The sequence below is a fragment of the Stenotrophomonas sp. YJH_SMC_20 genome (genome assembly GCF_059367845.1).
Genome location: NZ_JCAFRG010000003.1, coordinates 330,947 through 343,885, shown reverse-complemented (window position 1 = coordinate 343,885; position 12,939 = coordinate 330,947). Strand labels below are relative to the sequence as shown.

Annotated in this window: 14 protein-coding genes and 1 pseudogene; 10 read left to right on the top strand and 5 right to left on the bottom strand. The window is 62.7% G+C overall.

The genetic code is table 11. The features are described from left to right. Positions 1-115 precede the first annotated feature (115 nt). From AC5P6A_RS07625 to AC5P6A_RS07615, 3 genes are read left to right on the top strand one after another with little or no spacing between them, the layout of a single operon-like run. Positions 116-571 (top strand): SRPBCC family protein, encoded by a 456-nt coding sequence (locus AC5P6A_RS07625; protein ID WP_346474556.1) that lies wholly within the window; start codon positions 116-118, stop codon positions 569-571. Positions 572-582: 11 nt separating this feature from the next. Further along, entirely contained in the window at positions 583-897 is a 315-nt protein-coding gene (locus AC5P6A_RS07620) for an ArsR/SmtB family transcription factor (protein WP_495222273.1), read from the top strand. Between the two features lie 2 nt (positions 898-899). Then, positions 900-1,358 (top strand): SRPBCC family protein, encoded by a 459-nt coding sequence (locus tag AC5P6A_RS07615; RefSeq protein ID WP_180877269.1) that lies wholly within the window; start codon positions 900-902, stop codon positions 1,356-1,358. A 43-nt stretch (positions 1,359-1,401) separates the two neighbouring features. Here the strand turns inward: AC5P6A_RS07615 and AC5P6A_RS07610 are convergent, their stop codons facing one another. Then, positions 1,402-2,073, bottom strand: a complete 672-nt coding sequence (locus AC5P6A_RS07610; RefSeq protein ID WP_495222272.1) for a hypothetical protein — start codon at positions 2,071-2,073, stop codon at positions 1,402-1,404. Positions 2,074-2,251: 178 nt separating this feature from the next. On the opposite strand from AC5P6A_RS07610, the gene AC5P6A_RS07605 reads away from it, so the two are divergent. Further along, positions 2,252-3,016: a COG4705 family protein gene (locus AC5P6A_RS07605; protein ID WP_495222271.1), complete on the top strand. Its 765-nt coding sequence runs from the start codon at positions 2,252-2,254 to the stop codon at positions 3,014-3,016. Here the strand turns inward: AC5P6A_RS07605 and AC5P6A_RS07600 are convergent. Continuing rightward, positions 3,013-3,795, bottom strand: coding sequence for a 3-hydroxybutyrate dehydrogenase (locus AC5P6A_RS07600; RefSeq protein WP_495222270.1), 783 nt, complete (start codon positions 3,793-3,795; stop codon positions 3,013-3,015). The two genes, AC5P6A_RS07605 and AC5P6A_RS07600, sit on opposite strands and share 4 nt — an antisense overlap. A 245-nt stretch (positions 3,796-4,040) precedes the next feature. Between AC5P6A_RS07600 and AC5P6A_RS07595 the strand changes: the two genes are divergently transcribed. From AC5P6A_RS07595 to AC5P6A_RS07580, 4 genes and pseudogenes are all read left to right on the top strand, one after another. Next, the gene (locus AC5P6A_RS07595) at positions 4,041-4,388 is read left to right on the top strand and encodes a hypothetical protein (RefSeq protein ID WP_227852190.1); all 348 of its coding nucleotides are present in this window, start codon (positions 4,041-4,043) and stop codon (positions 4,386-4,388) included. A gap of 467 nt (positions 4,389-4,855) precedes the next feature. Then, positions 4,856-5,197 (top strand): hypothetical protein, encoded by a 342-nt coding sequence (locus AC5P6A_RS07590; RefSeq protein WP_021202901.1) that lies wholly within the window; start codon positions 4,856-4,858, stop codon positions 5,195-5,197. A 5-nt stretch (positions 5,198-5,202) separates the two neighbouring features. Further along, positions 5,203-5,789, top strand: a pseudogene (locus AC5P6A_RS07585) (zeta toxin family protein); the annotation flags it as partial. Positions 5,790-6,119: 330 nt separating this feature from the next. Further along, positions 6,120-8,405, top strand: a complete 2,286-nt coding sequence (locus AC5P6A_RS07580; protein WP_495222295.1) for an XVIPCD domain-containing protein — start codon at positions 6,120-6,122, stop codon at positions 8,403-8,405. A gap of 89 nt (positions 8,406-8,494) precedes the next feature. Here the strand turns inward: AC5P6A_RS07580 and AC5P6A_RS07575 are convergent, their stop codons facing one another. From AC5P6A_RS07575 to AC5P6A_RS07565, 3 genes are all read right to left on the bottom strand, one after another. Continuing rightward, positions 8,495-8,974 carry a hypothetical protein gene (locus AC5P6A_RS07575; RefSeq protein WP_021202903.1) on the bottom strand — a complete coding sequence of 160 codons (480 nt, stop codon included), beginning with the start codon at positions 8,972-8,974 and terminating at the stop codon, positions 8,495-8,497. A 78-nt stretch (positions 8,975-9,052) separates the two neighbouring features. Further along, positions 9,053-9,784: a hypothetical protein gene (locus tag AC5P6A_RS07570; RefSeq protein ID WP_332329822.1), complete on the bottom strand. Its 732-nt coding sequence runs from the start codon at positions 9,782-9,784 to the stop codon at positions 9,053-9,055. A gap of 99 nt (positions 9,785-9,883) precedes the next feature. Next, entirely contained in the window at positions 9,884-10,723 is an 840-nt protein-coding gene (locus tag AC5P6A_RS07565) for a type 1 glutamine amidotransferase domain-containing protein (RefSeq protein WP_346714741.1), read from the bottom strand. 96 nt (positions 10,724-10,819) lie between these two features. Here AC5P6A_RS07565 and AC5P6A_RS07560 point away from each other — a divergent pair, with 96 nt between their 5' ends. After that, entirely contained in the window at positions 10,820-11,737 is a 918-nt protein-coding gene (locus AC5P6A_RS07560) for a LysR family transcriptional regulator (RefSeq protein WP_346714740.1), read from the top strand. A gap of 552 nt (positions 11,738-12,289) precedes the next feature. Beyond that, positions 12,290-12,646, top strand: a complete 357-nt coding sequence (locus AC5P6A_RS07555; RefSeq protein ID WP_346714739.1) for a hypothetical protein — start codon at positions 12,290-12,292, stop codon at positions 12,644-12,646. Positions 12,647-12,939: the final 293 nt, after the last annotated feature.

Genomic DNA, 12,939 nt, shown 5'->3' with positions numbered 1-12,939 from the left:
GCCAGCGGCCGGCACTATCGCATCCGGGCGTCCGTGGCCGGCTTTGACATGCAGGTAGTTACCTGCATATAGTCCACTCAAGGGCGGCACCTGCCGGCCCATGCGAGGACCTGCAATGGTGGATATCGCACACCGGGTCGGCATCAAGGCCCCCGTAAGCCAGGTGTACCAGACCCTGGCCACCCCCGAAGGCGTGGCGGCCTGGTGGGCTGAAGACACCCACGGCGACCGCAACGTCGGCAGCACGGTCAGGGTGCGCTTCACGAACAACGGCCAGGAAATCGGCGCCATGGAAATGCTGCTGGAACAGCTCATTCCCGGCGAGCTGGTGCTCTGGAAGTTCCTGGCCGGCCCCGCCGAATGGATCGGCACGCATGCACGCTTCGCACTGAAACAGGAAGGCGACTACTGCATCGTGCTGTTCACCCACGAAGGCTGGAAGGAACGCGTCGAGTTCACCTCCCACTGCAGCACCAAGTGGGCGGTGTTCCTGATGAGCCTCAAAGCCCTGCTTGAAACCGGCAAGGGCCAGCCCAACCCCCGCGACGTCAGGATCGACAACTGGAACTGAAGACGCCCCGCATGAATGCAGACAAGGTGTTCAAGGCCTTGGCCGACCCCACGCGCCGGACGCTGCTGGACCTGCTCTGCGAAGACAACGGCCAGACGCTGGGCCAGCTGGGCGAGCACCTGGACATGGCCCGGCAATCGGTCACCCAGCACCTGGGCCTGCTGGAAGACGCCAATTTGATCAGCACCGTGCGCCGTGGCCGCGAGAAGCTGCACTTCATCAACCCGGTGCCACTGCATGAAGTCTATGAGCGCTGGGTACGCAAGTTCGAGCAGCAGCGCCTGAGCCTGCTGCATGACCTGAAACGCGAACTGGAAGGAGAATGACGATGTCCGCAGAGTCCACCCGCTTCATCCACGTGATCTACATCGCCTCCACGCCACAGAAGGTGTTCGAGGCCATCACCCGCCCCGAGATCGCCCGCCGTTACTGGGGCCACGAGAACATCTCGGACTGGAAGCCCGGCTCGCGCTGGCAGCATGTGCGCGCCAACGAAACGCGCTCGGTCGAGCTGGTCGGCGAGGTGGTGGAAAGTACCCCGCCCTCGCGGCTGGTCATCACCTGGGCCGCCACCTCGCAGGCCGACAACCCGGACGCCTACAGCCGGGTGACCTTCGACATCGTGCCCTACCAGGACATGGTGCGGCTGACCGTTACCCACGAGGAGCTGGAACCCGGCAGTGGCATGGATACCGGCATCCGCCAGGGCTGGCCGATCGTGCTGTCCAGCCTGAAGTCGCTGCTGGAGACGGGCAAGGGGCTGGATGTGTTTGCTAAGCCGAGTTGAGCGAGCAAAAACGTTCCTTCCGTTGGTGGTCCGCCCGCCACGCCTACTGATGCGCGTTGTCCACAACGCGTTTGACACCTAACTGATCGAGAGTTCTATCCAATCCTCGGCTGTAGTTAACCACGTTCTTCTGGTACGCCCCCATCAGATCCGACATTTCCTCTCTATACTTACGATTATCTTCAAGATGATCAATTAACTCAGCTTGCAGATTCCTTCCGCTTTCCTTGTCGAAGACCATCGTGCTTATCGTGGCGCGCCGTATGGAGTACTCGATCGCACCCGCATGATCCTTGAAGCTATAGCTTTCGGCATCGGCCGCCAGCACATTTGACCCAGCCGGCCTACTGAGATCAACCAGCTTCTTTGCTGCACCAGTCCCAAAGTACCGCTCAATCTTAAAGTAGTGTGCAATCAACTTCTGATTCCATTGGCGGTTGAACTCCATGTAATTCAGCCAAGGACCGTCTTTCACTTCCTCCCATCCCTTTCCGTCCGTCGCCCATTGCAGCTGCTTCAAGGCCAAGTAGCCTTCATTGAGGAGAACTACCGTTTCCTGGAAGGTAAGCTGGGCGCCTTCGGCGAACCTTTCAGCTTCGCTCTTCTCTGATATGTACGATTGCAGCATCAGACCGCCCCCTAGAGTCAGGACAGAGCTGAGTACGGAAGAGACAACTGCAACAATTATGCTGGACCTTAGCGATACGTCGGACATCCTTGACTCCTGAAGCGGTGATTCTGTGCGGATCAATCGCTTACGCGATTGCCTATGATATCGACTGACCAGCGCCGGCTGAACGCCGCCCCCCGCCCAGCTTCGCCGAACCCGGTTCCGACCGTGCTCCGACGCCGCCCGCCACAGCATCGCCCACAGACATCCTTGGCGACGTTCGATGCGCGCTTCAGACGCAGATTCCCTGCACAGCAAAGTGGCGGCGGTCACCCTCGGCTTCTGGGTGATGAAGATCGCCGCCACCACGCTCGGCGAGACCGCCGGCGACCTGCTGTCGATGACACTCAACCTGGGCTACGTGGCCAGCTCGGCCATCCTGCTGGCGATCTTCGCCGGCCTGCTTGCTCTGCAGCTGTCGGCACGGCGCTTCCACCCGGTACTGTTCTGGTCGGTAGCGCTGGCCACCAGCACCGCCGGCACCACCCTGTCGCACCTGATCAACCGCACGCTCGGCCTGGGCTATGACACCGGCGCCAGCCTGCTGGCCGGTTGCCTGGCACTGGTGTTGCTGGCCTCGCGGTTATCGGAAAAGTCGATCTCGGTCAGCAACATCGCATCGCGCCGCGCTGAAGGCTTCTACTGGACCGCCGTGCTGCTCTCCAACACGCTCGGCACCGCGCTGGGTGATTTCCTGGCCGACGATTCCGGGCTGGGCTTCACCGGCGGCGCACTGCTGATCGGCAGCCTCATCGCGCTCACCGCATTGGCCAGCCGCATCAAGGGCATCAACCGGGTCATCCTGTTCTGGATCGCCTTCATGCTCACCCGCCCGTTCGGCGCCACCTTCGGCGACCTGCTCACCAAGCCGCTGGAGAAGGGTGGCCTGGGCTTCGGTACGGTCGGCTCGTCGCTGGTGCTGTTCACCCTCCTCGCCACACTGGTGGCACTGCCGATGCTGCAGCGTAAGGCGCAGCCGGCCAGCTAGCGCGCCGTCCAGCCCCCATCCACCGGCAGCGCCGTGCCGGTGATCTGCGCCGCAGCGTCCGAGGCCAGGAACACCACCATCTCGCCCAGCTGATCGGGCGTCACGAACTGCAACGACGGCTGCTTCTCAGCCAGCAGCGCACGCGCGGCCGACTCCTGATCCGTGCCCTCGCGCTCGGCCAACGCGGTGATCTGCTGCTCGACCAGCGCCGTCCGCACCCAGCCCGGACAGATCGCATTGGCGGTGATGCCCGCGCCCGCATTCTCCAGCGCGGTTACCTTGGTGAACCCCACCACGCCATGCTTGGCCGCCACATAGGCCGACTTGTTCACCGAGCCTACCAACCCGTGCACCGACGCGATGTTGATGATGCGGCCGGCGCCCTGCTGCTTCATGTGCGGCAACGCCGCCGCCGTTCCATGGAACACCGCCGACAGGTTCAGCGCCAGGATTGCGTCCCACTTATCTACCGGGAATTCCTCGATCGACGCGGTGTGCTGGATGCCGGCATTGTTCACCAGGATGTCGATGCGCCCCATCGTCGCGACGGCGTGGTCGATCAATCCGCGCACTGCCTCGCCATGGGACAGGTCGGCGCCGTCATGCGCCACCCGTACCCCGAACTTGGATTCCAATGCGGAAAGGATGCGCTCGATTTCCGCCGCATCGCCGAAGCCATTCAGCACGATGTCCGCGCCCTGCCGTGCCAGCGCCGTGGCGATGCCAAGACCGATACCGCTGGTGGAGCCGGTGACCACCGCAACCTTTCCACTGAACATGGGCGAGCTTCCATCAAGTACAGGCAACCAGTTTAGCCCCGCAGATCCACGCCACACGTGACTGCCGCGACTCCAGTAGATCCACGCCACGCGTGGATGCTCTCCCTCAACGTAGCCTCAACTCGATGATCCCAAGGACGGAGGCCGCTCGGGCACTCCGCCTGATGTCGCAAATGATATTGGACCCGCCAGGGAATATGCGGATACTCTTGAATCCGCATGGGTCTGCCGAAAGGGTGATAGTCATGGCTTTTGCTTCCCCTCCTGTCCCGGCGAACCTCCGGGAAATGCTCAAGGACTATCCGGAGCTTATCGAGAGGCTGCGGGAAGCGCTCATTTCCGTCAACACCAGAAGCACGGGGTCTTTACCGCCGTTTGAGGATGCAGTGTGGAAGCTCGAGGATTGTCTCGACAGCTTTATCAATGACGCCCAGGCTGAGCTGACGGCAGCTAAGGCATCAGGTGATGCTGAATTGATTTCAGCGACCGACGGCAAATTCAAGCTGATGTTCCGAGCGCGATCCGGCAATGGCGGAATGAAAGGTCTCCATGAACTTCGCGATTATTTCAAGGAATCGGAGAAGCGGCGCTAGTTGGAGCCGCATCTGCAATTGAGCCCCGCAAGTCATTTCGTCCGCATCTCTGATGTCATCCTTCCGGAAAGCCGTTTGGACCAAATTACAAGCCAGCTGATGCCTCATGCCTTCATTCTTGCGGAGTAGACATGACCAAGGTGAAGGAGAATTGATCCGTACCGTCGAATTTGAGATTCCCGAGCCAGCATGCTGAACGTCAGCGATCTGGCGGGCTACTTCTTGGCCAAAGACCGAGGCACGTGAATAGTCTTGTGGTGGCCGGCCAGCGCTGAAACGCCGACTGCCAGGAGAGAAAGTAGTCCCAAGAGCGGCATGAATGGGGCCAGCGCCAGGATCACCCCAAGACGGGATTCCAGCTGGCCAGCCGGGAGACGATAGCCGACCTGCCGTGGGCAGCATTGAACTTGCCACTGCAAGTGCAGATACTCGTGAGAACGCATCAAATCGCCAGATAGGTGAAAGCCATGCCTCAGCCCCTTCCCCCGGTACCGGCAAAGCTCCTTGAATTGCTCAAGGACTATCCGGATCATATCCAGCAACTGCAGAAGGCTCTCAATTCGATAAAGAATAGAAGAATCAAGTCCACCCCACCCTTCGAGGCCGCAGTCTGGGAGTTGGAGGACTGTCTTAGCGCCTTCAAGATTGAAGCGCGCGCTGAAATTGACGCCGCTGTGGCATCAGGCGATCCGCAAGCGATCGAACGAGCCAAAGAAAAGGAACGAGTGATGTCATTTGCCAGGTCCAGCAACATTGGCCTAGCGAATCTCAGCGAGCTGCGTGCCCACTTTGACGCCAGTATGGAGTAAAGCTAATGGCCTCCAAGGATGGTCAGTTGCCGGCAGACGTGCATCAGCGGGTTCTTCGGGAAACGATCATTCCCGAGAGTGGCTTGAGTCACCACACCTCACAGACAACACCAAAGGCCATCCTCCTCGCAGGGCAACCAGGCGCAGGAAAGGGCACGCTGAAGGACATCAGCAGAGCGGAACTTGGCGGGAATGTAGTTGTCGTGGATCCCGACGAACTACGCGACGCGTATCCAGACGTAGAGCGACTGTATGAGCGGTACCCGTACACTTGGGCCGGGCACACCCACGAGGACGCCAGTCACTGGGCGAAAGAACTGCGTGCGGGAGCAAGGGTCGTAGGAACCTCATCCTCGACACGACGCTAGGCAATGGTGATAGTGCGATCACGCTGATCAAGGATCTTCAGGCCAAAGGCTACGAAGTGGAGATTCGAGGCGTCGTCGCGCATCGGCTGGAAAGCGAACTTGGCGTGGATGCACGCTTTTCCAACTCTCTGGACAACTATGGCTTCGGCCGCTACGTCCCGGAAGACGTGCGCAAACACGTTTACGATGCCCTACCCGGAAATCTGGACAAGGTTCAGGCCGAGACAGGCATCCAAATTCGACTCTACGGACGCAAAGGCGCTCAGGTCTACGACAGCCATAGCGATACCCGCCTACCCGGCACAGCCCTGGAAGCGGAACGCGAAGCTCGGCTGAATGACCCGCGAATCACCCAGACACTGCGCGATGACTGGCGCGCACAAGGCCGCTGGCACGCCGAGCTTGGGGATACCCTGCCCCACAACACAAAGGTCAGCCCACCAACAGCGGCAGCCGTTCTCGATGAGCGCGCAACGCTCAAGGTTGTTGAAGGCATTACGCCCAACATCCAGGAAGCACGCGGCATCGACCACACCATCCGCGTGCGCCCAAACATGGTGCGGGGCGCCGTCATCGGTGGCGCCACAGCCACGGTCGTTGAAGCCGCCACGGAAGGAACAAGGATTGCCGACCTATACGCGCGCGACAACCGGACGGGCGCAGAAGCCGCGCTGTTGGACTTCGGAGCACGCAGCGTCGGCGGTTGGACCGGCGCGGCAGTGGGCGCCAAGGTCGGTACGCTGCTGGGCATCGAGTCCGGCCCCGGCGCCATTGTTACCGGCATCATCGGTGGCGGGTTAGGCGCCTGGGGTGGCAGTGAGATCGTCGATTGGATCGAGAAGTACCAGATCAACAATCAGGCCGACAGCACCGGTAGGGTCTGGACGTTTGACCCGGCGCATCCCGAGAATGGCTGGACACACAGCGAGCGGGAGATCGTAGGCACCGTCGGTACCCTGGCCGATCGCCCGATCTACGGCGCGACCACGCTGCTCACGGCCGACGCCGAATTGACCCAGCAACTGAACTACCAGGCCTCAAGCCGGGCCGTCGGGCTGCGGCTGTCCGAGCCTGATCAACCGATCAATCCCTTCAGCATTGCCGGCGACGCCAGCGATACACCCAGCGCCCTTCCGCGCTCCTGGGAGCGCAACCCGGAGACCGGCGAATGGCGGCGCGAGGTCGTCCATCAGGTCCTCGAGCACGGCATCAAAAACACCACGGTCGAAGTAGCCGACGCCACCAAGGCTGCCCAGCTTGATGAAGCTGCACAGGGCATCATGGCCTTCAATGCCGCCCGCAGCTCGGCGGCCTTTGCCAAGCAGTATGAGGAGGCCTACACCGCACAGGGCTGGTCCCAGTACGGAGCTATTCCTGATGAAGTGATCTGGGCCCGTGAGCATCCCGATCACGTACTCGCCTCCGACGGACGCACCTATCAGCATCAGGGCGATGGTGAGTGGCTGCATGACGGTTGGATCTACGATTCGCTGGCCGAGGGCAACATCCGCGACGAGTTGAACAGTACCTACCCGCAGATCCGGGCCATCCAACAGATGGAGGCGCCCGTACCCAGCGCCCACGAACGCAGTATCGAGGCATTGACCGCCAACGAGCGCGATGCCCGCGACCAGGCCATGCAGGAAGCCAATCGACTTGGCGTCGCTGCACCGCAGGTGCAGCAGGTGGCCGCCGCTGCTGTGGCTGAGGTTCGCGGCGAGCACGCCGAAGAACGCCTGACGCCACAAGCCGTGATCGATACGCGCACCGTTGAGCATGCTGCACTGGCGCCCAGCACATCACCCTTGTTACAGGAGCATCGCGCTCCTACGCCTGCAGTGCCGACGCCATCGAATCCTGCGGAACCCGTGCGGGAACCGGCTCGCCGCGAAGTATCCCAACAGGAGCCGATCGCTGCCTCCGCAACGCAACCTGCGCGGGATGAGTCAAGCGAGCGACAAGCGCATGCCGAGGCAAACCCTCCTGCGCACACGATGCCGGCAGCTCCTGTGCCGTCACCCGGGATTCCCTCCGCTGAGCGATCTCCCGCGCAGCCAGAAGTGAGTGTGCTACCGACGCCGGATATCGGGTACCCGGCTCCCGCGCAGGAGCCCGTTGCAACTGACCCACACTCCCCGGCCCCGTCAATCCAGACCGAAGTGGCTGAAGCCGTGCCGGCTACTGCCCGCCTCCACGAAGCCGAAGCGAAGTCGGCGCCGATCCAGCCGGAGTCAGACGTTCCAGTCACCCTCGCAGCAGCCGAGCCAGCTACGCCCGCGCTGATGACAGACGCGGCGACCCAAGTCTCGCAGCACGAGCCTCCCTACACGCCACCACCCGTGGAGGCACCGGCGGCATCACCCTCAAGCGCAACGATCCAGGAACCCGAAGCGCCGCCCGCGCCCCTGCTGCCTACCAAGCCCGAGCATCCCGATCATGCGCTCTACCAACAGGTGCGCGAAGGCGTAGCGGCGCTGGACGCCAAACACGGTCGCACCTTCGACGAAGCCAGCGAGCGCATGACCGCCAGCCTGCTGGTACTGGCCAAGGACAACGACCTGGACCGCGTCGACCACGTACTGCTGAGCAACGCCACCGCAGACAAACCGGCCGGTCACACCCTGTTCGTGGTCCAAGGCGAGCCCAGCGATCCCGGCCACCAGCGCGCAGCGATGCCGACCGAACTGGCTGCGCAGACCACGGTTGAAGAATCCATGCAGCAGTTCGACGCCGTCAGCCGCGAAGCGCAGCAGCGCGCCATCGCCAACCAGCTTGAGCAGCAGCTGGAAGATCAGCGCGTGCAGCAGGATATCCAGATCCGCGCCGCCAGCATGGGCTGAGTGGGTGAAACACGTTCGAAATAATTCACAACAACCCGCTCTCCTGGCCCCTCTGTTTGCCAATCGGTGCCACTGCTATCGCCGCACAATCAAAAGAACAGACCGGCCCGATCAACGGTCGCCAGCGGATTGGCCTTCCGCACCGCCTCCAGAAAGAGCAGGAAGTCGCGGTTGAACAGCGACAGGTTGTTGGTGAACGTCACGCACTTTCTACCCGATGCTCTGCTGAAGCACACCTGCCAGACATAGCGCGAATAGATGACGTCGGACGTTCGTGTGACTGAGGTGATCTGCGAGAGCGGAACCGCCGTGGGCACCGGCCCACGCCGCAGGTAAAAGGACGCCGCATCAAAGAAGTAGTGCTCGCGATCCTCTTTGCCATCCACCATCACCAAGGTCATGGATGTTCCGGAGATCCGGCGCGGGGCATGCAAATGCAGCCCCGATTTCACGGACGAGCGAGCAGTTGCTGACATTCGCCGAAGGGTGAACCAGAGGATCACCAACGGAAGTGCCGCGAGGACAATGAAGCCTACTGTCTTCAAAACAGTTTCCAGCGTGCTGGGCATACAGATCTCCAGGATGAACGTTCAGGCGATGCCCAAGTAGATCCACGCCATGCGTGAATGCTCTCCCTCAGCGCCCCATCACTTCCAATGATCCGGCCCCAAAAACGGTAGGCTCAACACAAACACCGGAACCGCCACAGGGATCAACGCCGCGCCCAGCACTTTGCCAGCCGCCGACCCCACACCCGGCTTGTCCTCCCTCTCCGGCAGGATCCGCTGCGCCCGCGCATTGATCGGCTGTGCCAGCTTCCCCTTCTCCGCCAGTGCCGCAGCCTCCGGCAACTGCACCTGCTCGCCGTCGCCCTCGAACAGCGCGCTGTAATAGCTGCCGCCCTTCCGTGAAAGATTGCAGGCGCGATCAAACGCCAGCGCGTAGCGGGTCCGGTCCATCGGCAGGTAGTAGCGCGCCCGCTCCTCCACGGCCCTGGCCTCACGCGGGGGGACCTCAATCCGCTCCAGCTTGAACTGCGCGGCCTGTTCCGCCGTCACCTGCTCCGGCCGCAGCAGCAGCGCATAGCTGCCGTGCACCTTGGCCTTGTTGGCCGGGTCGCGCCAGTCTTCATGGAAGTACATCTGCGCGCAGGCCACCGCCTCGCGCAGCGGGCTGTCCATCAGCGCACGGTACTCGCGAAACGGCGCGGCATTGAAGCGCATCGGCTCGTCATAGCGCGGCAACAGGTACAGCTGGCCGTCGTCGGCCACGAATGCGCCGGTGATTTCGCGGCTTGAGGCGTGCTCCTCCGGGCCACTGGCACAGCCGGACAGCAAGCCAAGGCACAAGGCGGAGAGAATGAAAAAAGACGTTCGCATGTCGTGTTCTAGAGCTTCCGTGGAAAACCGGCCCCGCCCAGAAGGATGAGGCCAGTCCACCATGGTGCCACGGCACCACACGCGATGCAGAGCCCCGCCTTACTTCAACCGCTCCACCAGCCGCTGCCCCACCTCCAGCGCCGAAGCCGGGTTCTGCCCGGTAATCAGCTCGCGGTCCACCACCACATGCCCGGTCCACGGCGTGGTGTTGCTGCTGAAATTCGCACCCGCCCGCTGCAACGCAGTCTGCGGGTAGAACTTCATCTCACCGCCGCCCAGCAGCGGCTTGGCCTGCTCTTCTTCCTGGTTGCTGATCACCGTCATCTGGTAGCCGCTGTAGATCCACTTCGGCGTGGCCGGCATCGCGCCCGCCTCCAGCTTTGCCACGAAACCCGCAGCATCCGGTAGCGTGGACAGCAGCGCGATCGGCCCGTGGCAGACCAGCGCGGTAGTCTTGTTGCGCTGGTGGAAGTCGGCCAGCAGCCGGCCCAGCGCCGGGCTTTTCAGCAGGTCCTGCATCGGTGCGTGGCCACCGGGAATGTAGACCGCATCGAAACGCGCGTAACCCTGCTGCTCGATGCGCGCCAGGCTGACCACCGGCGAGGCCGTCGGCGAGGTCAGCGCCAGCTTCTCCAGCAGTTCCTTGTGCAGCGTCAGCTGCGCCGCATCGTTGCCGAAGTACGCCGCCGTCACCGAGGACGCATCCACCGTCGGCGCCCGCCCCTGCGGCGTGGCGAAGGTCACCGCGTGGCCCGCGTCCAGCAGCAGCTTCACCGGCTGCATCAGCTCGTTGAGGTAGAAGCCGGTGGACAGCACCTTGCCGTCCTTCAGGTCCAGGTGGTTTTCGTCGGACAGCACCACCAGCACGTTGGCGGCGTGCGCGCCGCTGGCGGCCAGGGTCAGGGCCAGCGCTGCGGCCAGCCGGGTCATCAGGTTCATGGGGAGCTCCTATCGGGGAATGGCCGCCACTTTATTCATCGCCCCAGCGGCGATAAATTGGCCTCATCGCAAAACATCTGTTCCCCGGAGAGCCAAATGAGCCGTAAGTTCGACTACCTGGGCGATGTGGAAGTGTTCCTGGCGGTGGTCGAGCACGGCTCGTTCACGGCGGGCGCGGTGGCGCTGTCCACCACGCCCTCGGTGCTGAGCCGCGCGGTCACCCGCCTGGAAGCGCGACTGGGCCGGCAGCTACTGCAGCGGACCACCCGCCGCGTGGGCCTGACCGACGCCGGGCGGCTCTATCTGGAACAGGTGCGCACGGCCTTCGGCCTGCTGGACGACGCCGAGCGCGACGTACTGGCCCAGGACGGTGCGCTGGCCGGCCGCGTGCGCCTGAGCGTGCCCACCACCTATGGCCACTACCGGCTGCCGCCCGTGCTGGCGCGCTTTGCGCAGCAGTACCCGCAGGTGAAGGTGGAACTGAACATCACCAACCGCAACGTGGACCTGGTGGCCGAAGGCTTCGACCTGGCCATCCGCCTGGGCCAGCTGCCGGACAGCGGGCTGGTGGGGAGAAAGCTGGAAGACGCGCCACTGTTGCTGGTGGCCGCACCCGATTATCTGAAACGCCGCGGCACGCCACAGACGCTGGACGACCTGCAGCACCACCTGTGCCTGCCCTTCGTGATGCCGCGTACTGGGCGGCTGGCGCCGTGGATCTTCCGCGACCACGGGCGCGACGTGGACTGGCTGCCGCGTTCGTCCATCGAAACCTCCGACGATGTGCTGGGCGTGGTGTCGCTGGCCGAACAGGGCATCGGTATCTGCCAGAGCTATGCGTTCATCGTGCGCGAGCGGTTGCTGCGTGGGCAGCTGGTGGAAGTGCTGCCGCAGCTGCGGGGAAGATCGCGGCCGTTCTCGGTGATCTATGCGCCGCATCGGCGGCAGTCTGCGGCGGCGCGGGCGATGATTGAGTTGCTGGTGGGGAATGCGGCTGAGGATCGCACTTGTTGAGGCCGCGAGGCGCGCTGGCGATGTCGGGTTTGAACCGCTTTCCGGGCCGTGCGGCTGATCGCGCGCCGTTACTTGGCGAGCCGGACTAAGAACTGTTGCAAAGCAGGCTGTCGCGCTATTCGCTTGTGGCGTGGGCGATTGCGCCACGTTGATTCGCTATCAGCAGAGCGGATGCGCGAATGCGTCTGCTGGCGTCGCGTGCTGCACGAATGGCGCGTGCAACAATAGTTCTTCGCTCTCGGATTCCGCGATTCCTTCGCGAATTTCTATTGGCATTCGGAGCGGCGGCGTAAACACCATGACGTGCCACCGATAACGGGTGGCCGGGTCTGCAAACCCGCATTGATGTACGCGTCTGTAGTTTGCGCTTGCCCGCCGGCACCGCCCTTAACCGGTGCCGGCGGGCAATCCGTCGGCCTTTCTGGCGGGCGGTGCGTGGGGATCTTCGGATCCACCGGTTCTATGACGCTACATCATCCCGGTTTGCAGCCATGCATCGTCCGCCACCTCTTCACGGTGGCGCTGTTAAGCACAGCCACGGAAGCCGACGCCATGAACGAATCCGACACCTTCTCCTCGTACACCGTTGTTGAGCCCATCAACGACGACACTCCCCTGCCCGACCTGAACTCCCTGCTAGGCATCCTCAAGCGCATGCGTGGGTGTGAGGGTGCAGATGGGCATCCTTGGCCGGAAAACGACGTGTCACCCGGCCGCCGCGTGAGCCTGGCCAGGAGCGAGCGCGCGATGGTGGGGTTGCTGACGGTGCTGGAGGTGCTGCACTCGGCAGACCGCTGCCGGGTGGCAGCGGAGCCCGAGCGGCACTTGGATGAGGGGGTGGTTGATGGGTTGTTTCTGGCATGCCGTGGGTTGTGCGAGTGGGCTTGCCGGGAAATCAGGCCGGAGTAACTGAGTCCAAACGACCAAATGAGCAGAAGATTTGTTCCAGCGAGGTATCAACAAAGGCCTGCTTCCGGCCAAAAGCGGTCCTCCAAGACCTAACTGCTCAGCGGGGTTAGCACTGAACTCCAAACATCGGCAGGCCACCGCAATATGGTCTCCATTAAGATTTTCTCAGTTTCGTTGCAGACGCCGCCAGGTCCAATCTCCGATTCCCGCCATTGATGCAGGGTTCCGGGAAACTCTGGGTACGGTGCAGCTGGGGGCGATAGCCAAATAGCTCCAGCTTGCCTGCTCCAACG